At 70.3% G+C, this 21,493-nt stretch carries 22 protein-coding genes; 8 read left to right on the forward strand and 14 right to left on the reverse strand.

The features are described 5' to 3' along the window. Nucleotides 1-86: 86 nt before the first annotated feature. Together ABS73_RS07860 and ABS73_RS07865 are read left to right on the forward strand one after the other, a co-directional pair. Complete coding sequence (locus ABS73_RS07860; protein WP_277019631.1) at nucleotides 87-2,495, forward strand: heavy metal translocating P-type ATPase; 2,409 nt, start codon at nucleotides 87-89, stop codon at nucleotides 2,493-2,495. Beyond that, nucleotides 2,492-3,136: an arylesterase gene (locus ABS73_RS07865; protein WP_277019633.1), complete on the forward strand. Its 645-nt coding sequence runs from the start codon at nucleotides 2,492-2,494 to the stop codon at nucleotides 3,134-3,136. Before ABS73_RS07860 ends, ABS73_RS07865 begins: the two co-directional genes overlap by 4 nt. A gap of 9 nt (nucleotides 3,137-3,145) precedes the next feature. On the opposite strand, the gene ABS73_RS07870 is transcribed toward ABS73_RS07865, so the two are convergent. From ABS73_RS07870 to meaB, 5 genes are all read right to left on the reverse strand, one after another. Then, nucleotides 3,146-3,631 (reverse strand): copper chaperone PCu(A)C, encoded by a 486-nt coding sequence (locus ABS73_RS07870; RefSeq protein ID WP_277019635.1) that lies wholly within the window; start codon nucleotides 3,629-3,631, stop codon nucleotides 3,146-3,148. Nucleotides 3,632-3,662: 31 nt separating this feature from the next. Further along, nucleotides 3,663-3,989 (reverse strand): hypothetical protein, encoded by a 327-nt coding sequence (locus ABS73_RS07875; protein WP_286693427.1) that lies wholly within the window; start codon nucleotides 3,987-3,989, stop codon nucleotides 3,663-3,665. A gap of 149 nt (nucleotides 3,990-4,138) precedes the next feature. After that, nucleotides 4,139-4,435, reverse strand: coding sequence for a 50S ribosomal protein L28 (gene rpmB / locus ABS73_RS07880; protein ID WP_136855416.1), 297 nt, complete (start codon nucleotides 4,433-4,435; stop codon nucleotides 4,139-4,141). Nucleotides 4,436-4,561: 126 nt separating this feature from the next. Next, on the reverse strand, nucleotides 4,562-5,596 hold the full coding sequence (locus ABS73_RS07885; RefSeq protein WP_277019640.1) for a bifunctional transcriptional activator/DNA repair enzyme AdaA: 1,035 nt from the start codon (nucleotides 5,594-5,596) through the stop codon (nucleotides 4,562-4,564). A 70-nt stretch (nucleotides 5,597-5,666) separates the two neighbouring features. Continuing rightward, nucleotides 5,667-6,638 (reverse strand): methylmalonyl Co-A mutase-associated GTPase MeaB, encoded by a 972-nt coding sequence (meaB, locus tag ABS73_RS07890; protein ID WP_277019642.1) that lies wholly within the window; start codon nucleotides 6,636-6,638, stop codon nucleotides 5,667-5,669. 127 nt (nucleotides 6,639-6,765) lie between these two features. On the opposite strand from meaB, the gene ABS73_RS07895 reads away from it, so the two are divergent. From ABS73_RS07895 to ABS73_RS07910, 4 genes are all read left to right on the forward strand, one after another. Beyond that, nucleotides 6,766-7,173: a SoxS protein gene (locus ABS73_RS07895; protein ID WP_277019644.1), complete on the forward strand. Its 408-nt coding sequence runs from the start codon at nucleotides 6,766-6,768 to the stop codon at nucleotides 7,171-7,173. Then, nucleotides 7,170-7,484 (forward strand): ArsR/SmtB family transcription factor, encoded by a 315-nt coding sequence (locus ABS73_RS07900; protein WP_423805160.1) that lies wholly within the window; start codon nucleotides 7,170-7,172, stop codon nucleotides 7,482-7,484. The genes ABS73_RS07895 and ABS73_RS07900 overlap by 4 nt, the downstream gene beginning before the upstream one ends. A 77-nt stretch (nucleotides 7,485-7,561) precedes the next feature. Then, a complete protein-coding gene (gene serS / locus ABS73_RS07905; protein ID WP_277019700.1) occupies nucleotides 7,562-8,854 on the forward strand; it encodes a serine--tRNA ligase in 1,293 nt (430 codons plus the stop codon). 51 nt (nucleotides 8,855-8,905) lie between these two features. Then, complete coding sequence (locus tag ABS73_RS07910; RefSeq protein WP_277019646.1) at nucleotides 8,906-9,649, forward strand: hypothetical protein; 744 nt, start codon at nucleotides 8,906-8,908, stop codon at nucleotides 9,647-9,649. Here ABS73_RS07910 and der read toward each other — a convergent pair. The 9 genes from der to ABS73_RS07955 form a co-directional block, all read right to left on the reverse strand. After that, nucleotides 9,646-11,130, reverse strand: a complete 1,485-nt coding sequence (gene der, locus ABS73_RS07915) for a ribosome biogenesis GTPase Der (RefSeq protein ID WP_286693428.1) — start codon at nucleotides 11,128-11,130, stop codon at nucleotides 9,646-9,648. The two genes, ABS73_RS07910 and der, sit on opposite strands and share 4 nt — an antisense overlap. Further along, entirely contained in the window at nucleotides 11,127-12,443 is a 1,317-nt protein-coding gene (locus tag ABS73_RS07920) for an outer membrane protein assembly factor BamB family protein (RefSeq protein ID WP_277019648.1), read from the reverse strand. Before ABS73_RS07920 ends, der begins: the two co-directional genes overlap by 4 nt. Nucleotides 12,444-12,498: 55 nt before the next feature. Next, on the reverse strand, nucleotides 12,499-13,140 hold the full coding sequence (locus tag ABS73_RS07925) for a tetratricopeptide repeat protein (protein ID WP_277019650.1): 642 nt from the start codon (nucleotides 13,138-13,140) through the stop codon (nucleotides 12,499-12,501). 135 nt (nucleotides 13,141-13,275) lie between these two features. After that, nucleotides 13,276-13,875 (reverse strand): superoxide dismutase, encoded by a 600-nt coding sequence (locus ABS73_RS07930; RefSeq protein ID WP_277019652.1) that lies wholly within the window; start codon nucleotides 13,873-13,875, stop codon nucleotides 13,276-13,278. Between the two features lie 109 nt (nucleotides 13,876-13,984). Further along, entirely contained in the window at nucleotides 13,985-14,503 is a 519-nt protein-coding gene (locus ABS73_RS07935) for a sarcosine oxidase subunit gamma (protein ID WP_277019654.1), read from the reverse strand. Next, nucleotides 14,496-17,426, reverse strand: a complete 2,931-nt coding sequence (locus ABS73_RS07940; protein WP_277019656.1) for a sarcosine oxidase subunit alpha family protein — start codon at nucleotides 17,424-17,426, stop codon at nucleotides 14,496-14,498. Before ABS73_RS07940 ends, ABS73_RS07935 begins: the two co-directional genes overlap by 8 nt. Beyond that, nucleotides 17,423-17,770 (reverse strand): sarcosine oxidase subunit delta, encoded by a 348-nt coding sequence (locus ABS73_RS07945; protein ID WP_277019658.1) that lies wholly within the window; start codon nucleotides 17,768-17,770, stop codon nucleotides 17,423-17,425. The genes ABS73_RS07940 and ABS73_RS07945 overlap by 4 nt, the downstream gene beginning before the upstream one ends. A 165-nt stretch (nucleotides 17,771-17,935) precedes the next feature. Further along, nucleotides 17,936-18,196: a hypothetical protein gene (locus ABS73_RS07950; RefSeq protein ID WP_136855404.1), complete on the reverse strand. Its 261-nt coding sequence runs from the start codon at nucleotides 18,194-18,196 to the stop codon at nucleotides 17,936-17,938. A gap of 92 nt (nucleotides 18,197-18,288) precedes the next feature. Beyond that, nucleotides 18,289-19,554 (reverse strand): sarcosine oxidase subunit beta family protein, encoded by a 1,266-nt coding sequence (locus ABS73_RS07955; protein ID WP_277019660.1) that lies wholly within the window; start codon nucleotides 19,552-19,554, stop codon nucleotides 18,289-18,291. A gap of 188 nt (nucleotides 19,555-19,742) precedes the next feature. On the opposite strand from ABS73_RS07955, the gene ccmI reads away from it, so the two are divergent. Further along, nucleotides 19,743-20,960, forward strand: coding sequence for a c-type cytochrome biogenesis protein CcmI (ccmI, locus tag ABS73_RS07960; protein ID WP_277019662.1), 1,218 nt, complete (start codon nucleotides 19,743-19,745; stop codon nucleotides 20,958-20,960). Continuing rightward, nucleotides 20,957-21,433 (forward strand): Holliday junction resolvase RuvX, encoded by a 477-nt coding sequence (gene ruvX / locus ABS73_RS07965; RefSeq protein ID WP_277019664.1) that lies wholly within the window; start codon nucleotides 20,957-20,959, stop codon nucleotides 21,431-21,433. Before ccmI ends, ruvX begins: the two co-directional genes overlap by 4 nt. Nucleotides 21,434-21,493 lie beyond the last annotated feature (60 nt).

The raw sequence follows: 21,493 nt of genomic DNA on the forward strand, positions 1-21,493 counted from the left end.
TCAGCCCGACCGGGCCCCCGCCCGACCGCAGGCGCCCCCTGCCGCGATGATGCAGCACCCTCTTTGCATCATCAGCGGATATGGACATGACCACAGACATCACCCTTGACCTGCCCCTGCCGGGGATCAGCTGCGGCGCCTGCGCGGGCCGCGTGACCCGCGCGCTGAGCGCCCTGCCGGGCATCGCCGACCTGAGCGTGAACCCGGTCACGAAACACGCGCGGATGCGGCTGGACGGCGCGACCCTGCCGCAGGTTCAGGCCGCGCTGGACCAAGCGGGCTATCCCGCTGATCTGCCCGTCACCCGCCTGGACATCGCAGGGATGAGCTGCGGCGCCTGTTCGGGCCGCGTCGCCCGCGTGCTGTCGGCCCATCCGCAGGTGGCCGAGGCGCAGGTGAACCTGGCCACCCATCGCGCGCAGATCACCCATGCCCCCGACCTGACCCCGCAGGCGCTGGCGCGGATCGTGACCGATCTGGGCTATCCCGCGACCGTGGCGGATGACCGCCCCGCCCCCCCGCCCGTGGACGAGGCCCCCGCCCTGCGCCGCGCCTTCCTGACCGCCGCCGCCCTGTCCCTGCCCGTCGTGGTGCTGGAGATGGGCGGCCATCTGGTCCCGGCCTTTCATCACTGGCTGCACGGGCTGGTGCCGATGCGCGGGCTGTGGCTGGTGCAGATGGCGCTGACGCTGGCGGTGCTGGCGGGACCGGGGCGCGGGTTCTTTGCCAAGGGCCTGACCGCGCTCCGCCGCGGCGCGCCCGAGATGAACAGCCTGGTGGCCCTGGGCGCGGGGGCGGCGTTCCTGTTCTCGGCCGTGGTCACGCTGGCGCCCGATCTGGTGCCCGCGCCATCGCGCCATGTCTGGTTCGAGGCCGCCGCCGTCATCGTCACCCTGATCCTGATGGGCCGCTGGTTCGAGGCCCGCGCCAAGGGCCGCGCCGGGGCCGCGATCCGCGCGCTGGTGGCGCTGGCCCCCGATCATGCGACCGCCTTGCGGGACGGCAGGCCGGTCCGGGTCGCGGTGGCCGATCTGCGACCCGGCGACACGGTCCTGCTGGCGCCGGGCGAACGCATTGCGCTGGACGGCGTCCTGACCGAAGGGACCGGCGCCATCGACGAATCGATGCTGACCGGAGAGCCGGTTCCCGTGGTGAAATCGCCCGGCGACCGGATGACGGGGGGCACCGTGAACGGCAATGCCGCGCTGACCTGCCGGGTCACGGCGACGGGGGGCGACACGGTCCTGGCGCGCATCGTGGCGCTGGTCGAACAGGCGCAGGCCGCGCGCCTGCCGGTGCAGGCGCTGGTCGATCGCATCACGCGGGTCTTCGTTCCGGTGGTGATTGGGCTGGCGGCGCTGACATTCGCGCTGTGGCTGTCATTCGGGCCGGATCTGGCGCATGCGGTCGTGGCAGCCGTGTCGGTGCTGATCATCGCCTGCCCCTGCGCGATGGGGCTGGCGGTGCCGGTCTCGATCATGGTGGGCAGCGGGCGCGGCGCGCAGTTGGGCGTGCTGTTTCGGCGCGGCGACGCGCTGCAAAAGCTGGCGGGCGCGCGGGTCGTGGCGTTTGACAAGACCGGCACGCTGACCCAAGGCCACCCCCGCGTGACCGGGACCTGGGTCGCGGGGATCGCCCCCGATCAGGCCCTGCGCCTGACCGCCGCCGCCGAGGCGCGGTCCGAACACCCCCTTGCCGCCGCGATCCTGGAGGCCGCGCGCGACCTGGACCTGCCGCCCGCGCAATCGGTGACCGCCACGCCGGGTCGCGGCCTGACCGCCACGGTCGAGGGTCACGCCCTGCTGATCGGCAACGCGTCGGCGCTGACAGAGGCGGGCATCGCCCTGGACCCCACGCTGGCAACCCATGCGGACGCGGCCGCGCGCCAAGGCGCGACGCCGGTGCATCTGGCCGTGGACGGCACGCATCGCGGGGTCTTTGCCCTGGCCGACCCCGAGCGCCCGGAGGCCGCGGCCACCATCGCCGCCCTGGACGCGATGGGGCTGGGCACAGTCATGCTGTCGGGCGATCTGCCTGCGACGGCACAGGCGGTGGGCGCCCGCCTTGGGCTGGGCCGCATCCAAGGCGGCCTGTCGCCCGAGGCCAAGCTGGACGCGATCCGCGATCTGGGTCCGGGCAGCGTCTTCGTGGGCGACGGCATCAACGACGCCCCCGCCCTGGCCGCCGCCGAGACCGGGCTGGCCATCGGCACCGGCACCGACATCGCCATCGAATCGGCCGATGCGGTGCTGATGTCGGGCGATCCGCAGGGGGTGGTGCGCGCCATCCGCCTGTCGCGGGCGGTGATGCGCAACATCCGCCAGAACCTGTTCTGGGCCTTTGCCTATAACGTTGCGTTGATCCCGGTTGCCATGGGCGTGCTGGTGCCTTTTGGTGGACCGCAACTGTCGCCCATGCTGGGGGCGGGCGCGATGGCGCTGTCCTCGGTCTTTGTGGTGACCAATGCCCTGCGCCTGAGGACTGCCGCCCGATGACCCTGACCCGCCGATCCCTGCTGGCCGCCGCCGCCGCCCTGCCGCTGGCCCGCCCCGCGCGGGCGCAGACCCTGCCCCGCATCCTGTGCTTTGGCGACAGCCTGACCGCGGGGTATGGCCTGGCGCGCTCCGAGGGGTTGGTGCCGCAGCTGTCGGCCTGGCTGGCGGCGGCAGGGCGGCCTGCGGATCTGATCGACGGGGGACTGTCGGGGGACACGACCTATGGCGGTCGCGTGCGCCTGCCGGTGTCGATGCGCCGCCACCGCCCCGATGCCGTCATCGTGGAACTGGGCGGCAACGACATGCTGCGCCGCTGGCAGCCCGCCCAGGCCGAGGAGAACCTGGACGCGATCCTGGCCACGGCCCGGTCGGGCGGCAGGCCCGCGCTGCTGGTGGGCATCCACGCGCCTGCGGGCGACCCGGAATGGCGGCGGGCCTGGGGCCGGATGTGGCCGCGCCTGGCCGAGCGTCACAGCACGCTGCTGCTGCAGGACCTGTATGCGCCACTGGCGCAGGTGCCCGCGGCGCAGCGCGCGCCGCTGCTGCTGCGGGACGGGGTGCATCCTTCGGCTGAAGGGGTGCGGGTGCTGGTGCAGCACCTGGGACCGGTCGCGGCCCAGCTGGTGGCCCAGCTGGGCTGAGGCGGCTTTTCAGTGACCGGCGTGATCGCCCGCGCCATGGGCGTGGCCGTCGCCGTGGTCATGCCCGCCCGAGGCGCGCTGATTGTCCACCACCGCCTCTACGGTCTCCGTGCCGCAATCGCCGAAATCCAGCGTCAGCGTGACCGTGTCGCCATCCGTCAGCGGCGTGGTCAGACCCAGCAGCATGATGTGATCGCCGCCCCGGTCCAGGGCGTGGGTCTGACCGGCGGCGACGGGAATGCCGTCGTCGATCCGGGTCATCTTCATCACGCCATCCTCCTCCAGATGGGTGTGCAGCTCGACCCGCTCGGCGGCGTCGGAGGCCGCCGATTGCAGGGTGCAATCCACTTCGCGGTGGTTCTCGAGCTCCAGGAACACGGCACCCACCATCGGGTTCGTGCTGCGGGCATAGGCATCGTTGGCGTGCATGCCGTCATGGGCCAGGGCGGCCACGGGCATCAGGGCCGCCAGCGCGGCAAGGGTCAGGGTCTTCATGTCTTGGTCCTTCGATAGGGTCGGCTTGGGCTCAGGCGGGCGACCCCTGCGGGGGGTCGCGCACCCGGACCTGCGCCCGCGCCTGCGCTGTGGCGGGCGGACCGGTATCGGGGGACAGCGCGCGCGGCACGGCCACGCGCTGCGGCAGGGCCACGTCGGCGGGGGCCAGCCCCGCCATCAGCGACAGCGCCATGTCGGGGCACAGATGCACCCGCTTGCCCTGCCCGTCGGGGCGCGGCACGACGATGACACCGTGGCCGGTGCACAGGACGATCTGGTCGTCCATGCGGACCGTGCCCCGCGCAGCGCCCAGCCCGATGCTGGTCAGCATCACGGCCAGGATCAGGATCAGGGGCATGGGTCGGAACATGGCGCGTACTGTAACCGGTCGGCGGGGCGGGGTCAGCAGACAATCGGCCGCATCAGGGGTAACCGCATATGCAAAAGCCCCGCCGAAAGGGGCGGGGCGATGCAGGGGACGAAAAGCGTCCGATCAGGGCCGACCGCTCAGGCGGTGGCGGCAGCCGATTCGGCCTTGACCAGCTCGCGCTTGATCTTCTGGGCGCGGTCGGACAGCTCGGTGTCCTTGGCCTTCGCCAGGAAGGCGTCCAGGCCGCCACGGTGATCGACCGAACGCAGCGCCGCAGCCGAGATGCGCAGCGAATAGCCGCGGCCCAGCTTTTCGGACAGCAGCGTGACCTCGTTCAGGTTCGGCAGAAACCGGCGACGGGTCTTGTTGTTGGCATGGCTGACATTGTTACCGCTCATCGGGCCTTTGCCGGTCAGTTCGCAGACGCGCGACATGGTGTGTTCCTTCGTCTCAGCTGTGCGGGCGGGGGGTCCGTCCCAATGTGAAAGGGCGCCGCGAGGCAGCGCCCGGAATTCCGTTCGCGGGTGGCTACCGCATGAGGGGGTCGCCGTCAAGCCTGATCAGGCGATTCCATAGCCGCGTTCCAGCGCGATCAGGCGTTCCTTGCGCCACAGACCGCCCGCATATCCGGTCATGCTGCCATCCGATCCGATGACCCGGTGGCAGGGCACGACCAGTGCCAGCCGGTTCGCGCCATTGGCCGCGGCCACCGCGCGCATCGCCGTGGGCCGCCCGATGGCCGCCGCCAGCTGGGCATAGCTGCGCGTGGCACCGGGCGCAATCGCCTGCAATTCCTGCCAGACGCGGACCTGGAACGGCGTACCGCGCAGGGCCACCGGCACGTCCAGACGCCCACAGCGCCCGGCAAAGAACGCCTGCAGCGCGGCCTCGGTCCGGTCGGTGACAGCGCTGCGGCCCAGCCCGATGCGCCCGCCCGCCAGGACCGACAGCCGCCGCAGCCCCTGGGGCAGCGCCTTGCGGTCGGTGAATTCCAGCAGGTGCAGCGCGTCATCATCGGCAATCGCGATCATGCCGCCCAGGGGCGTGTCGATCCAGTCGGCGCGCAGGTCGGCCGCGCCCTGCATCCGGTGCGGCGGGTGGCCGAACAGCCGCGCGAAGGCCGCGCGGAACCCCGATGCCGAATCGAACCCGGCCTGCAGCTGTGCGTCGATCATGGCGCCTCCCTTCGTCAATGCAGCCAGGCCCTGGCGCAATCGGGCGGCCCGCGCCAGGGCCAGGAAACTGGTGCCGCGGTGGCGCAGGAACAGCCGCCGCACGGTCGAGGGGTCGTGGCCCAGGGCGCGCAGATCGGCCTCGGACCAGCGCCGGGCGGGGTCGGCGGCCAGCGCGGCCTCCAAGGTGGCGACCAGCGGCGGCAGGCGCCCCTCCGGGTGGCAGCGCAGGCAGGGGCGGAAGCCTGCGGCCCGCGCGGCATCGGCATCCGCGAACCAGCGGCAGTTGTCCGGGCGCGGCTTGCGCGCAGGACATGTCAGGCGGCAGAAGATCCCGGTCGAGGTGACGCCGACCAGCGCCCGCCCCTCGAACCGCGGATCGCGCGCCAGAAGTGCGGCGTAAAGCGTGTCGTGATCGGGCATCACCCCCTCCTGTCCAACCCGATCCGTCATAGCCGATTCGCGGATGGCATGGGGCGCGGTTTCGGGCATCTCATCGCGGCGCGCGCAGCCAATCCAGCATCTGGCGCGCGGCCTCGACCGGGGGCAGGCCGCCCTGGGCCACGCGGGCGCCCAGATCGGCGATGCGCCTGCGCGCGGCGGGCGCGTCCAGCTGCGCCAGCAGACCGCCGCGCAATTCTGCCATGAACCAGTCGCGGGCCTGTTCGGCGCGAATGCGGTCGAAATGGCCGTGATCGCGGCGCCAGGCGGTCAGGTCCTGCATCTGGGTCCAGGCCTCCTCCAGGCCCGCGCCGGTCGTGGCGCTGACCGGCATGGCCTTGGGAAAGCCCTCGGGGTCCTGCGCCCGCTTGCGCAGCAGGCGCAGCGCGCCCGCGTAATCGGCGACCGTGCGCCGGGCGGCGGCCAGCAGGTCGCCATCGGCCTTGTTGACCAGGATCAGGTCGGCCATCTCCATGATGCCGCGTTTCACGCCCTGCAACTCGTCGCCGCCCGCAGGCGCCAGCAGCAGGATGAACAGGTCCGACATCTGGGCGACCAGGGTTTCCGACTGGCCCACGCCCACGGTCTCGATCAGGACGACGTCATGGCCCGCGGCCTCGCACAGGCGGATCGCCTCGCGGGTGCGGCGTGCGACGCCGCCCAGATGCGCGCTGGAGGGGCTGGGCCGGATGAAGGCGCGCGGATTGCGCGACAAGAGCTCCATCCGCGTCTTGTCCCCCAGGATCGAGCCCCCCGACCGGGTCGAGGACGGGTCCACCGCCAGCACCGCGACCCGCAGCCCCTGATCGGTCAGGCGCGTGCCGAACGCCTCGATGAAGGTCGATTTGCCGACCCCCGGCGTCCCCGACAACCCGATGCGCAGCGCCCCGCCATCGGGCAGCGCGGCGATCAGCGCCTGCGCCCGGTCGCGGTGATCGGGGCGGGTCGATTCGACCAGCGTGATGGCCCGCGACAGGGCACGGCGGTCGCCCTGCAGCAAAGGTGTCAGAAGATCGTCCGTCATCGCAGCCCTACGCACGCCCCGCTTTGCGCCGAACAGTGGACCAGCGCCCGCCGGGGGGCAAGCCCGTTGGGCTTGTGCCCGACAGGCCGCCTGCCTAACTGTGAGGCGTGCAACCGAAGGTCCGCCCATGCCCACCCCATCCCGGCTTTTGTCCCGCCGCGCGATCCTGCTGGGCGCGGCCGTCGCGGTCCTGCCGGTGGCGGGACGCGCAGCCCCGCCCCCGGGCTGGCGGCTGATGATGGTCGAATCGCCCGCCTGCCATCATTGCCGCGCCTGGCACGCCCAGATCGGGCCGGGCTATGCCGCATCGCGCGCCGGGCGGGCGGCACCGATGATCCATGTCGATGTCGACGGCCCCTATCCCGACGGGCTGGCGCTGGATCGCAGGCCGTGGATCACGCCCACCTTCGTTCTGCTGTCCGACGGATTCGAACGGGGCCGGGTCGAGGGCTATGTCGGTGCGCGGCATTTCCACCCGGTGCTGGAGGCGATGATGCGCGAGGCGGGCCTGTCCCTGCCGGGGGCACCCGGATGAGCGCGCCCGATCAGCCGACCGCCGCCGACATGCAGGCCAGCGTGACCGAGGCCAGTGCCCTGATGAAGGCCCTGGCCCATGAGGGGCGGCTGATGATCCTGTGCCACCTGTCGGGCGGAGAGCGCACCGTCTCCGAGCTGGAGGCCCTGCTGGGCCAGCGGCAGGCCGCCGTCAGCCAGCAGCTGGCCCGCCTGCGGGCCGAGGGGCTGGTCGATTGTCGCCGCGAGGGCAAGACGCGGCTGTATTCCGTGTCCGACCCGCGCGCGGCCGAGGTGGTGGCGCTGATGTATCGGCTGTTCTGCGCGGCCTGAGGGTGGCGCTTGGGCTTTTGCCTGCCGCGCGGTTGCGCTAGGCAGTCGTGACCCAATTGACCCGCGAAGGTGCCGCCATGCATGACATCCGTGCGATCCGTGACAATCCCGAGGCCTTCGAGGCTGCGCTGAACCGGCGCGGGCTGACCGGCCTGACCGCGCAGATCCTGTCGCTGGACGAGGAGCGCCGCGCCCGGATCGCTGCCGCCGAGACCGCGCAGGCCGCCCAGAACAAGGCCAGCAAGGACGTGGGCGCCGCCAAGGCCCGCGGCGACGATGCCGAATTCGAACGTCTGCGCGCGCTGGTGGCCCAGACCAAGGCCGACATCGCCCGCCAGCAGGCCGAGGCCGCCGATCTGGACTGCCAACTGCGCGACCTGCTGCTGGGCGTCCCGAACCTGCCGCTGCCGCAGGTGCCAGATGGCCGTGACGAGGACGACAATGTCGAACTGCGCCGGTGGGGCACCCCCGCCACGCCCGATTTCACCCCGCGCGAGCATTTCGAGATCGCGGGCGTCGCCCCCGGCATGGATTTCCAGACCGGCGCGAAACTGTCCGGCAGCCGCTTTGTCGTGCTGAAGGGCGCGGTGGCGCGCATCCACCGCGCGCTGGCGCAGTTCATGATCGACATCCATATCGACCGCCACGGCCTGGAGGAGACCTGGACCCCGGTCCTGGTCCTGGAGGACATGATGCTGGGCACCGGCCAGCTGCCCAAGTTCGGCGAGGACAGCTACAAGACCCGCGAGGGATATTGGCTGATCCCCACCGCCGAGGTCACGCTGACCAATACCGTGCATGGCGACCTGCTGGATCAGACAGCCCTGCCCCACCGCATGGTCGCGCACAGCCAGTGCTTCCGATCCGAGGCGGGCAGCGCGGGGCGCGACACCACCGGCATGCTGCGCCAGCACCAGTTCGAAAAGGTCGAGATGGTGTCCATCACCGATGCCGAGACGGGCCTGGCCGAACACGACCGCATGACCCGCTGCGCCGAGACCGTCCTTGAGGCGCTGGCGCTGCCCTATCGCACGATCGTGCTCTGCACCGGCGACATGGGTGCGGGCGCGCGCATCACCCATGACCTGGAGGTCTGGCTGCCCGGCCAGAACCGCTATCGCGAGATCAGCAGCGTCAGCTATTGCGGCGATTATCAGGGGCGGCGGATGAACGCGCGCTATCGCCCGACGGGCGGCGGCAAGCCGGAATTCGTGCATACGCTGAACGGATCGGGCCTGGCCGTGGGCCGTGCGCTGATCGCGGTGCTGGAGAACGGCCAGCAGGCTGACGGCTCGGTCACCCTGCCTGCGGTGCTGCACCGCTATCTGGGCGGTGCGACCCGGCTGACGGCAGAAGGCGCGCTGGACTGACGCGATTGCGGGCCATGCGAAACTGCCGGACCCCGGCGCGCGTTGGCCCGCATGACACGGAACGGTTCACTCCTGCATCTGGTGACGGCGGCGATCTTCGTGATCGCCGGGTTGCGTCACGCGCTGTTTGCGCCCCGCGCAGTGGTCACCGATTCCGCGCATCTGGCGGGGCCGCTGCTGCCCCTTCCGGTGGCGCCGCAGGTGCCGATTCCCTCGTTCTATCTGGACCCTGACAATCCGCTGATGTGGGCGCTGTTGATCGCCATCTGGGCTATGGTGCTGCTGGATGCGGTCGGGCAATGGATCGACCCGACCGATTCCAAGGCGCTGCGTGACGGGCGCCCGCGCGTCTGGCCGCTGATCGTGGTGGCGGTGGGCGGGGCGGCGCTATGGCCGGGCCTGTCGGGCCATCCAGCGGTGCTGAGCGTGGTCGCCGGGGCGGGCGCGGGGCTGATGATCGTGGGCGCGCGGCGTGCGGCGAGGCGGCATCGACCGGCCGTCGGCTTTTTCGCCGGCTGGGCCACAGCGGTCGCATCCGCCGCGCTGGCCCAGCTGGCATCGACCCAGCTGGGCCTGCCGGGCCATGTCATTCCCGTCATCGCCATCCTGCCTGCAGCCGCCGTCGGCATGGCCGCCCAGCTGTGGATCGGCCCCAGTATCGGCTATTCGGCGGCACTGATCTGGGCGTTCTGCGGGCTGGCCATCTCGACCATGGGGACCGATCCGATGATCGCCCTGGCCGCGATCCTGGGGATCTCGGCCATGGCGTCGGTTCTGGTGCGTGCCGCCAGTTAATTGCCCTTGGGCTTCTGGCGGTTCTTGTGCTTGGACAGGGCGCCCGACTGCACGATCTTGGTGGCCTTGGCCTTGAACGGGTTGTCCCCGCCCTGATCGCGGAAGAACAGCCGGATCGGCGTGCCCGGCATGTCGAAATCGGTTCGCAGCCCGTTGATCAGATACCGCTGATAGCTGGTGGGGATCTGGTCGGTATGGGTTGATTTCACGATGAAGGCGGGCGGACGCGTCTTGACCTGAGTCATATAGCGCAGGCGGATACGGCGGCCACCGGGCGCCGGGGGCGGGTGGCTTTCGGTCATCGCGCCCAGCCACTGGTTCAGGCGGGCGGTCGGCACGCGGCGGTTCCAGACCTCATGCGCCTTGATGACGGCATTATGCAGACGGTCCAGCCCCTTGCCGGTCTTGGCCGACACAGTGACCAGCGGCGCGCCGCGCAGCTGCGGCAGCAGCTTTTCGAAGCTGGCGCGCATTTCGTTCAGCTTGTGGGACTTGTCGTCCTCGGTGTCCCACTTGTTCACGGCGATGACGACGGCGCGGCCCTCGGTCTCGGCGAAATCGGCGATGCGCAGGTCCTGCGTCTCGAACGGGATCTCGACGTCCAGCAGCACGACCACGACCTCGGCAAAGCGCACGGCGCGCAGCCCGTCCGCGACCGACAGCTTTTCCAGCTTTTCGGTCACGCGGGCGCGCTTGCGCATGCCCGCCGTGTCAAAGATGCGCATGGGCGTGCCCATGAAATTCGTGGTCACGCTGATCGAATCGCGGGTGATCCCGGCTTCGGGACCGGTCAGCAGGCGGTCCTGGCCCAGGATCTTGTTGATCAGCGTCGATTTTCCCGCATTCGGACGACCGATCACGGCCATCTGCAGCGGACGCGCCTCGGACGGGCGCCACTCCTCAGAGCCTGCGCCGGATTCGGCGTCCTCCTCGGACAGGTCCAGGTCGGTCACGGCCTCGATGGGGGCGGGACGCTCGGCCTCCAGCTGGTCGGCCAGGGGCATCAGGACGCGATAAAGATCGTCCATCCCCTCGCCATGCTCGGCCGAGATGCGCAAAGGCTCGCCCAGGCCCAAGGCATAGGCCTCCATCGCGCCCGATTCCCCGGCGCGGCCTTCGGACTTGTTGGCGGCGACGATGACGTGTTTTGCCCGCCGGCGCAGGATCTCGGCGAAATATTCGTCGGCGGCGGTGATGCCGATGCGGGCATCGACCACGAACAGGCAGATGTCGGCCTCATCGACGGCGCGCTCGGTCAGGCGCCGCATGCGGCCCTGCAGGCTGTCATCCTCGGCCATTTCCAGGCCGGCGCTGTCGATCACGACAAAGCGCAGGTCGCCAAGGCGGCCCGCGCCCTCGCGGATGTCGCGGGTCACGCCGGGCTGGTCATCGACCAAGGCCAGCTTTTTCCCGACAAGTCGGTTGAACAGGGTGGACTTGCCCACATTGGGCCGCCCGACGATGGCGAGTGTGAATGTCATCTCAACGCATGCAACTGGCCGTTGCGCGCAACGACGTAAAGGGTTTGACCGGCAACCACCGGGGCCGATGCCGCCCCACCGGGGATCGTCACCTGACCGACCAGCGCGCCGGAGGCGGGATCGAAGCTGCGCAACATGCCATCACTGGAGGTGACATGCAACCGCCCCCCCGCCAGCACCGGGCCGTAATGCGCGTGGATGGCATCCTGACGCCGCACCCGCTCGGTCGTGAAATAGGGCAGCGCCTGGCGCCAGATCACCCCGCCGGTGGCCGCATCCAGCCGCACCAGCTGCGCCTGGTCGTTCACCGCAAAGACAGACCCGCCTGCCACGACGACGGGGCTGTTCGCGCCCTCGCGCGCGGACCAGTCCTCCAGCCCGGAGGCCAGATCGACGGCGGCGATGCGCCCCGACGAGGTGCCCGCATAGACGCGACCGCCCGCGATCACCGGATCGCCGGTCACATCGCGGATCACCGCGATGGCGCGGCCGGGACGGGTGCCCGCGATCTGCGCGGTCCAGTTGGTCAGGCCGGACTGGCGATCCACCGCCAGCATCTGCCCCGAGGAGAAGGGAAAGACCACCGTGCCGCCCTGAACCGCAGGCACCGACACGCCCATGACCCCCGAGCCAGAGCCCGTCCCCGAGGTCTGCCACAGCACGCGCCCGTCGCTGGCGCGCACCGCCCAGCCCACAGAGTTGCGCCCGGCCACATAGACGACGCCGTCCTGCACCGCCGGGCCACCGCCGATCGAGGCATTGACCCGCTGGCGCCACAGCACGCCGCCGCTGGCCGCGTCCAGCGCGACCAGTTCGCCGAAACCGGTGGTAACGAAGACGCGCCCGCCCTCATGCGCCAGCCCGCCGCCCGAAGCGCTGTCGGGGTTCTCCAACGCGGGCGTCACGTCGGTGGACCAGGCACGGGCGCCGTTCAGCGCCGTGGCGGTGACGCGGGCGCGGCTGTCCAGGGTAAAGATGCGCCCGCCCGCGACGATCGGATCGGCGGTGATGCGGTGGCGCCGGGTATCGCCTTGGCCGATGGGCGCGGACCACAGCCGCTGGCTGGCCGTGCCCAGGGCCACATGGCCGGGCGCATGGGCCGCATTGCCGCCGCGATGGGACCATTCGCCATTGGTGACCGGGGCCGCCAGCGACAGGGCCGTGCTGCTGACGCCGGGCGCGCCCAGGACCGCAGGCCCATCGGGCGAGGTGACCGCCATCGGGTCCAGACGCTCTCCGGGCAGGATGATGTCGCGGTCGGCGCAGCCCGCCAGTCCCAGTCCGGCGGCCATCGCCAAGGTCAGTCGCAGCATGGCGGTCATCCCTGTCTATCCCTCAAGCAATCCGTCTTGGCCGCGCGGGCAGCCGTTATTCGATGGGTTCGGGCTCGGTGCCCAAGGCGATCATCATCTCGGACAGGCGACGGCGCAAGGCCTCGGTCAGGCCGTCCTTGTCCTGGATCTGGCGGATCAGGGTGATCGCATCGTCGGGCCGCCCCGCGCCGATCAGCGCCACGGCCTTCTGCTCCAGCGCCAGCAGCTCGAACGGCGCACCCGCGCGCGACAGGCGCGTCAGCATCGCGTCGCGTTCGGCCACGTCCATCTGCTGGCCCTGCAGCATCACCAGCTTCAGCTGGGCCAGCTCTCCCAACACGGTGTCGGGCTGGGCGGTGGCCACATCGCGCAGGGCCTGGGCCGCGGCATCCGCGTCCTGCTCCGCACCCGCGGCCAGCAGGCCGGACAGCGCCTGGCGGCCCGCCGATCCCTGCGGATCGACCGCCAGGATTGCGGCGGGGTCGCCCCCGGCCTCGGCCGCAAGGACGGCATCGCCCCAAGCCTGGGCCGCGGCCCTGTCCTGGGCGCGGTCATATTCGCGCCAGGCGGTATAGCCCACGACCGCGACCACCAGCAGGATCACGATCCAGCCATAGCGCCGCATCAGGCCATACAGCCGGTCGCGGCGCAGTTCCTCGGTGACCTCGTCGATGAAGGTGTCGTTCTGGTTGGCCATGCCCGCCCTGCCCGATCTGTCTTGCGTTCCCGTGGTCTTATACCGGCGCGCGGGGAAATGCCAATGCCGGCGCAGGGCCCACGCGAAAGGCCCGCCCCCTGCGGGACGGGCCTTCGGTCGCGATGGCAGCAGGGGTCAGAGGCGCGAGGCCACGTTCTCCCAGTTCACCAGCTTGTCCAGGAAGTTCTCCAGGTATTTCGGGCGCGCATTGCGGAAATCGATGTAATAGCTGTGTTCCCACACGTCGCAGCCCAGCAGGGCGGTCTGACCGAAGCACAGGGGGTTCACGCCGTTCTCGGTCTTGGTCACCTCAAGCCCGCCATCGGCGTTCTTGACCAGCCAAGCCCAGCCCGACCCGAACTGGCCGACGCCAGCCTCGGTGAACTTTTTCTTGAAGTCGTCGACCGAACCAAAGCTGTCCTTGATCACCGCTTCCAGCTCGGAGGGCATCGCGTGGTTGTTCGGGCCCATCATCTCCCAGAACTGGGCGTGGTTCCAATGCTGGCTGGCATTGTTGAAGATGCCGTTCTGCGCCACGGCACCCTTCTGATAGGTGCCCTTGACGATATCCTCCAGCGATTTGCCGTCCCATTCGGTCCCGGCCACCAGCTCGTTCAGCTTGGTGACATAGGCGTTGTGGTGCTTGTCGTGGTGGTATTCCAGCGTCTCGCGCGACATGCCGGCGGATTCCAGGGCGTCGTGCGAATAGGGAAGATCGGGAAGGGTGAAGGCCATTTTGCGGTCCTTTCGAAAGGGTTGGTCGGCTCGGCGCGAAAGGTCGCGCATTCGGGGGACCAACGCAAGGGGCGGGCGGGGGGTCCAGCCCGCCCGCGCCACAGTGCCGCTAGCGGGGTGCCAGCCCGCTGCCGGGAATGGCCGCGTTGGTCAGGATCAGCGCCAGATAATCGGCGGTCGACCGGAACCCGATGACCCGGAACCCGCCATCCACCCGCCAGATGCCCGCCGCCGTCTGCGCCATGCGCGTGCGGCGCAGATGGCCCTGGGGCATGGCGGCGGCATCCATCGGCGCCAGCTTGGCCACCACATCCGCGGCCCCCGTGCCGATCACGTCGAAGACCGCGCGGGCATCCGACACATCGGCCACCAGCCCGTGTTCGCCCATCAGCGCCTGCGTCAGGTCGTCCAGCGCCTGCGCCAGCTCCGCCTGCGGCAGGATCAGCAGCAGCTCGTCGGGCGACATCCAGGCCAGGGTGCGGCTGCCATCGGTGGTGGCGCCGGTGGTGTCGGGGATGGCCAGGCCCGCGGCCTCGGCCAGGGCGTCGCCCGCGCGGTCCAGATCGGCGCGGAGGGTGATCATGCCCAGCCCCGCGACGCGGGTGATGGTAGCCAGCGCTTCAGCCATTCTGACGGCTTCCTTCCTTGTCGTAGAAGACCGGATCGACGATCCGTGCCTGCATCACCGTGCCGTCGGGCATCGGGAAATCCAGCACCTGCCCCATGCGCGACGGCCCGTGCCGCACCAGCCCCATCGCGATGGGCTTGCCCAGGGTCGGCGAATGATAGCTGGAGGTGACGCGGCCTTGGGTCTTGCGCTGGCCGTTGCCGTTCACGCCCTCGGCCACCGCATAGGCGCCATCGGGAATGACCTTGTCCGACAGGCTTTCAAGGCCCACCAGTTTCCAGCGGGTGCCATCGGTCATGTGGCCGCGGCGTTGGGCGCGCTTGCCGATATAGTCGGCCTTCTTCTTCGAGATCGCCCAGTCCAACCCCAGATCCTGCGGGATGATGGTGCCGTCGGTCTCGTCCCCGATCATGATGAAGCCCTTTTCGGCGCGCATGACATGCATCGCCTCGGTCCCATAGGGGGTGATGCCCAGATCGGCCCCGGCCAGGTGCAGCGCCTCCCACAGTTCCAGGCCGCGATTGGCGGGCACCGCGATCTCATAGCTGAGCTCGCCCGAAAAGCTGATGCGGAAGACGCGCGCGGGAATGCCCGCCAGCTCCCCTTCGGCCCATTGCATGAAGGGCAGCGCCTCGGCCGACAGGTCGATCGTGCCGGACAGACGCTCCAGCACGTCGCGGGCCTTGGGTCCGGCGACGGCGATCTGGGCGAATTGCTCGGTCAGGTTGGCGGTATAGACCTTCCAATCCCACCATTCGCATTGCAGCCAATCCTCCATGTGGCCATGGATGCGGTCGGCGCCGCCGGTGGTGGTGTGGCACAGCCAGGTGTCGTCGGACAGGCGCGCGACCACGCCGTCGTCCATCAGGAACCCGTTCTCGTTGCACATCAGGCCATAGCGGCATTTGCCGACCGGCAGGGTGGACATCATGTTGGTATACAGCATGTCCAGGAACCGCCCCGCATCCGGTCCCTTGATGATGATCTTGCCGAGGGTCGAGGCGTCCAGCGTGCCGACGCCCGCACGCACCGCCAGGATCTCCCGGTGGACGGCGGCGTGGTGGTCCTCTCCGCCGCGGGGATAGGCATAGGGGCGGCGCCAGTGCCCCACCGGCTCCCAACTGGCGCCGTGGGTTTCGTGCCAGGCATGGATAGGCGTCTTGCGCAGGGGCTGAAAGGCGTCGTCCTTGGCCTCAGCCGCGATGGTGGCCAGGGTCAGCGGCGTATAGGGCGGCCGGAAGGTCGTGGTGCCGGTCGCCTGGATGGGCTGGTTCAGCGCATTGGACAGGACCGCCAACCCGTTGATGTTGGACAGCTTGCCCTGATCGGTCGCCATGCCCAGGGTGGTATAGCGTTTGGTATGCTCGACGCTGGCATAGCCCTCCTGGGCGGCCAGTTCGACATCGGTGACCTTCACGTCGTTCTGGAAATCCAGCCACATCTTGGCGCGCAGCTTGTAGGGCGCGCGGGCGGGCATGACCCAAACGGGCATGGTCGCGCCCTCGGGGTGTTCCAGATCGCCGGCGCAGCGCAGATCGCCGTTGGCGGCGCCCGCGACGGTCACGTTGCCCTGCCCGTCCGCGCCCAGTGGCGGGCGGTCGGGGTCGGGGCGGAACATCGACTGGCCCTCATCCCAGATCAGCTTGCCGCCGCAATGGGAATACAGGTGCACAACCGGCGACCAGCCGCCCGACATGGCGACCACGTCGCAATCGATGGTCTGCGTGGGTCGGCCGTCGCCCTGATGGCTGCACAGCACCACGCCCTCGACATGCTTGGCACCCTTGACCTTCGCGATGGCGGTGCCGGTCAGGACGGTGATGCCCGCGGCCCGCGCGGCCTGAGGCAGCGCGCCGTCGGCCAGGGGCCGCGCGTCGATGATGGCCGGCACCTCCAGCCCCGCGGCATGGGCGGTCAGGGCGGTGCGATAGGCGTCGTCATTATTCGTGACGACCACGATGCGCCGTCCCGGCGCCACGCCGAAATCGGAAATGAAATCGCGGACGGCACTGGCCAACATCACACCCGGCACGTCGTTGCAGGCGAAGGACAGCGGGCGCTCCAATGCGCCGGTCGCGGCGATCACCCGGCCCGCCCGGATGCGCCACAGGCGCTGGCGGGGGATGCCCTGGTTCGGGTCATGATCGGCCAGCGATTCCCGCGCGATCAGATAGCCGTGATCGTAGAGGCCCGTGGCCATGGTGTTGCGGCGCAGGGTGACGGTGTCGCGCCCCCGCAGGTCGGCCAGAGCCGCGTCTATCGCCGCCTGCCCGCCGTCATGGTCGGTGGGCGTGCGCCCGCCCCAATGGCCGTCCTGTTCCAGGACCAGCACGGTGCCGCCCGCATCGGCCGCGTCGCGCGCGGCGGTCAGGCCCGCGATGCCGCCGCCGACCACGACCGTGTCGGCAAAGGCGTAGGCCTGCTCATAGCGATCGGGATCGGGATCGGTCGGCGCCCGGCCCAGACCCGCGCTGCGGCGGATGATGGGTTCGAACACATGTTTCCAGAAGGGGCGCGGATGGATGAAGGTCTTGTAGTAGAAACCCGCCGGAAAGACCGGCGACAGCCAGTTGTTGATGGCACCGATATCGGCCTCCAGGCTGGGCCAGCAATTCTGGCTGCGGGTGATCATGCCATGGGTCAGGGGCGTGGTGGTGGCGCGCTGGTTCGGCTCGAACCGGCCGCCCTCGCCCAGGCCGAGGAGGGCGTTGGGTTCCTCGGCTCCAGACGCCATCGGGCCGCGCGGGCGGTGGTACTTGAAGGACCGGCCCATCAGCATCTGGCCGTTGGCCAGCAGCGCCGAGGCAATGGTGTCGCCGGTCAGGCCGCGCAGGTGGCGGCCGTCAAAGCGGAACGGGACCTGCCAGGCACGGTCGATGCGGCGGCCACCGGCGGGCAGGCGGAAGGGGGGCGTGTGGGTCATTCGGCGGTGCCTTCGGCGGGGGTCCAGTCGGGTGTCCAGTCGGGGCGGGCCTTGCGGATCGCCTCCACGATGTCGGCAGGCGGGTGGGACGTCTGCGCCCGGTAGGTGCCGAAGACCTGCAGCGTCGCGGTGCAGCGCGCAGCCAGGAACCACTTGCCGCAGCCATAGGCGTGGCGCCAGCGTTCGAAATGCACGCCCTTGGCGTTCTTGCGGGCGAACAGATAGGCCTCGAACTCGTCGTCGGTGCCGTTCGGGCCGATGCGGGCCAGATGCGCCTCTCCGCCGGGATGCAGCTCGGTTTCCTCGGCGTTCACACCGCAATAGGGACAGGTCAGGATCAGCATCGGGCTTCCTTGGGGTGCGAGAGTTGCGGATGCGAAAAGGCACCGCAGCGGCGCAAGCCGGCGGTGCCGTCTGTCCGACATGCTGTCGGACGATGGCCGGGGGCTGACTGCCCCCGGACCCCCGTTGCAGCGCGCGCGGCCAAAGGCTGCGCGCGCGTCGGGCCGTCAGTTGGCCGGAGCGGGCGCGGCCGGCTCGGCAGGCGATTCGACAGCCGGGGGGCTGTCGGTCTCGACCGTGACGGGGGGCGCTGCGGGTGCGGGATCGGCGTCGGGGGTGTCGACATTGATGGTCGTGGTGTCGCCTGCGACCGGATCGGTCGTGGCCACGCCGGTATCGCTGCCCGACATGAAGAAGAACAGCAGCGCGACGACGACAACGATGCCGCCGACGATGAAGTAGAGACCATTGTTGTTGCGGTCAGCCATGATGAACCCTTTCGGTCGAACCTGTCATGCCAGACAAAGTCGCACGCCGCCCCCAAGGTTCCGTTCGAAAAGGACATTCCCGCACCCCCCGGTCAGTGCGCGACGCCGGCGGCGACCGATTCGTCGATGAACCGGCCCTCGCGGAAGCGGTTCAGCCCGAAATCGGCGGCCAGCGGGCCGGGCGTGCCCTTGGCGACCAGTTCGGCCATGGCCCAGCCCGATCCGGGGATCGCCTTGAACCCGCCCGTGCCCCATCCGCAATTGACGAAGATGCCGCCCACCGGCGTGGTGGACAGGATGGGCGAGCGGTCCCCGGTCATGTCCACAATGCCGCCCCATTGGCGCAGCATTTTCAGGCGGCTTATCATCGGGAAGGTCTCGATCAGGGCGCGGACGGTTTCCTCGACATGCTGCCAGGAGCCGCGTTGGGTGAAGTTGTTGAACCCGTCGGTGCCGCCGCCGATCACCATCTCTCCCTTGTCGGATTGCGACATATAGCCGTGGACGGTGTTGGCCATCACCACCACGTCCATGCAGGGCTTGATCGGTTCGCTGACCAGAGCCTGCAGGGCGACGGATTCGATGGGCAGGCGGAACCCGGCCATCTGGGCCAGCTGGCTGGAATGGCCCGCAACCACGATCGCCAGCTTGTCGCAGCCGATGCGGCCCTTGGAGGTGTTGACGGCGCGGACCTGTCCGGCCTCGGTCTCGACCCCCGTCACCTCGCAGTTCTGGATGATGTGCATGCCCATGTCGGAACAGGCCCGGGCATAGCCCCAGGCCACCGCGTCATGACGCGCCGTGCCACCCCGCGCCTGATACAGCCCCCCCAGCACCGGATAGCGCGGCCCGTCCAGGTTGATGATCGGCACCTTGGCCTTGAGCTGCTGGGGGTCCAGCCATTCGGTCGCGACGCCCTGCAGGTTATTGGCATAGACGGTGCGCTTGTAGCCGCGAATCTCGTGCTCGGTCTGGGCCAGCATGATCAGGCCGCGCGGGCTGAACATGATGTTATAGTTCAGGTCCTGCGACAGGTTTTCGTACAGGCTGCGCGCCTTTTCATACAGCGCCGCCGACGGGTCCTGCAGATAGTTCGACCGGATGATCGTGGTGTTGCGGCCCGTGTTGCCGCCACCCAGCCAGCCCTTTTCGATGACCGCCACGTCGGTGATGCCGAAATTCTTGCCCAGGTAATAGGCCGTGGCCAGCCCGTGCCCGCCCGCACCCACGACGATGACCTTGTAGCGGTCCTTGGGCTCGGGGCTCGCCCAGGCCCGTTTCCAGCCGGTATGCTGGCGCAGCGCCTCTCGGGCGATGGCAAAGACGGAATAGCGGCCGGCGCGGGGGGTGTCGGGCATGGGGCCTCTCAGGGGGTGGGTTGCTGGCACCATGGCGGGGCGGGGCCGAACCCTCAAGGCGGCTTGCGGCAGATCGCGGCGAAATGCGACATGCGACAATCCGGCGGGCCTGTTCCCGCCCGCCATGACGGCGCGCGCTTTCGGTCGGCGGCCATCCGGGATAGGAACGGGCCAACTGGAGGTGACGCATGTTCTGGATACTGGCTGCGGGTCTGACCGCGATCACGGCTTTTGCCATCCTGTCGCCGCTGCGCAAGGGCCGCGCCGGGCCTGCGCCGGCCGCCTCCTATGACCTGCGCGTCTATCGCGACCAGCTGGCCGAGGTCGAGCGCGACCTGGAGCGTGGCGTGATCGGCCCCGAGGATGCGCAGCGCCTGCGCGCCGAGATCGGCCGCAAGGTGCTGGATGCCGACCGCCGTCTTGGCCAGACGGGGCCTGCGGGCCGGGCCGGTCGCGCGCTGGTGCCCGCGCTGGTCCTGGCGCTGATGCTGGCCGGGGCGGTCGTGCTGTATCTGCGCGAGGGCGTGCCCGGCGCGCCCGACATGCCGCTGGCCGAACGCGTGGCCGCCGCCGATGCCGCCTATCGCGCCCGCCCCGCCCAGGCCGAGGCCGAGGCGCAGGCCCCCGCCCGCCCCGCGCCCGACCTGTCGCAGGCCGACCCCGAATATCTGGCGATGATCGACCAGCTGCGCGCCGCCGTCGCCCGCAACCCGCAGGATCAGCAGGGCCTGGCGCTGCTGGCCACGAACGAGATGCGTCTGGGCAACCTGACCGCCGCGCGCGACGCCCAGCAGCGCCTGGTCGATCTGCGGGGCGACCAGGCCGATCCGGTGCAGCTGATGCAGCTGGCCACGCTGATGGTCGAGGCCGCCGCCGGCGTGGTCACCCCCGAGGCCGAGGCCGTGCTGGCCCGCACCCTGACCTTGGACCCCGACCAGCCCCAGGCCCGCTATCTGCGCGGCGTCATGCTGATCCAAAACGGCCGCCCCGATCTGGCCTTTCCGATCTGGCGCCGCCTGCTGGAGGAGGGTCCGACCAACGCGCCCTGGGTCCCCTCGATCCGCGCCGCCATCGAGGAGCTGGCCTGGCTGGCCGGAGAGGCCGGCTATCGCGCGCCCTCGGACCAGCCCGGCCCCGACGCCCTGGACCTGGAGGCCGCCCGCGACATGTCCCCCGAGGATCAGGCCCGCATGGCCGAGGACATGGTCGCCCGCCTGCAGGACCGCCTGGCCAGCCAGGGCGGCACGCCGGACGAATGGGCGCGGCTGATCTCGGCGCTGGCGGTCCTGGACCGCGACGATCACGCCCGGCGCATCCTGTCCGAGGCCCGCAACCGCTTTGGCGCCACCCCCGAGGCCATCGCCCCCATCGAGGCCGCCGCCGAACGCGCCGGATTGACCCCATGATCCACGAAGAGATGACCGAATTCGCAGCCAACCTGCCCCGCCACGGCGCCCTGGCCGGGCTGGATCTGGGCACCAAGACCATCGGCGTGGCCGTCAGCGACGGTCTGCGCAGCGTGGCCTCGCCCATCACGGTGATCCGCCGGACCAAGTTCACGCAGGATGCGCAGGCCCTGCTGGCACTGATCGCCGACCGGGGCCTCGCAGGCCTCGTCCTAGGCCTGCCGCGCAACATGGACGGCTCCGAAGGCCCGCGCGCCCAAGCCACCCGGGCCTTTGCCCGCAACATGACGCGGCTGACCGACCTGCCGATCGCCTATTGGGACGAACGCCTGTCGACGGTGGCGGCCGAACGCGCCCTGCTGGAGGGCGACACCTCGCGCAAGCGCCGGGCCGAGGTCATCGACCAGGTCGCCGCCGGCTATATCCTCCAGGGCGCGCTGGACCGGTTGCGCCACATCGCCACCCATGGCTGACCGCGCCACCGCCGCGCGCCAGCGCGGCGCGCGGCCCAGCGGCATCGACCGGGTCGGGCT

Origin of the sequence: Paracoccus sp. SCN 68-21 (assembly GCF_001724535.1) — a bacterium.
GTDB classification, from domain to species: domain Bacteria; phylum Pseudomonadota; class Alphaproteobacteria; order Rhodobacterales; family Rhodobacteraceae; genus Paracoccus; species Paracoccus hibiscisoli.